The organism is Streptomyces sp. H27-D2 (genome assembly GCF_035828615.1).
Lineage (GTDB): Bacteria > Actinomycetota > Actinomycetes > Streptomycetales > Streptomycetaceae > Streptomyces.
In genome coordinates this window covers 11,838-12,266 of the sequence record NZ_JAYMZR010000146.1, presented here as the reverse complement: position 1 = coordinate 12,266, position 429 = coordinate 11,838, and the positions used below count along the sequence as shown (strand labels likewise).

Below are 429 nucleotides of genomic sequence, written 5' to 3'. Positions count from 1 at the left end.
GGCGGTGGAGCCGGTCGGCTCGCCGTCGCCGTCCACCTCCTCGATGAGGGCCTCGTCCACCGGCTGGTACTCCACCAGACCGATCGGCGCGAGCAGCCGGAACTGGTCGTCGAGCCGCATCATCGCGTCGGAGACCTCTTCGAGGATGTCGTCCGTGGGCTCGCCCATGTCGTCGGGGACGATCATCGAGGCGGCCAGCGCGGGCAGCGGCACGGCGCGCTCGCCGGGGGTCTCGTCCAGGGCGGTCAGCAGATAGAGGTTGCCGAGCACGCCGTCGAGGAACTCGGCCTCCTCCTCGGGGTTCCAGTCGAGCGACTCGATGTCCAGCTCGCCGCCCTCGGTGAGCTGCTCGACCAGCTCCTCCAGGTCGGGCGCGGCGGCGTCGGCGAGCACGCTCTCCAGGCCGCCCAGCCAGATTTCGAGTACGTC

Annotated in this window: 1 pseudogene; it reads right to left on the bottom strand. The window is 70.9% G+C overall.

From position 1 onward, the window contains the following. A pseudogene (locus QMK28_RS32155) lies at positions 1-429 on the bottom strand (hypothetical protein); the annotation flags it as partial.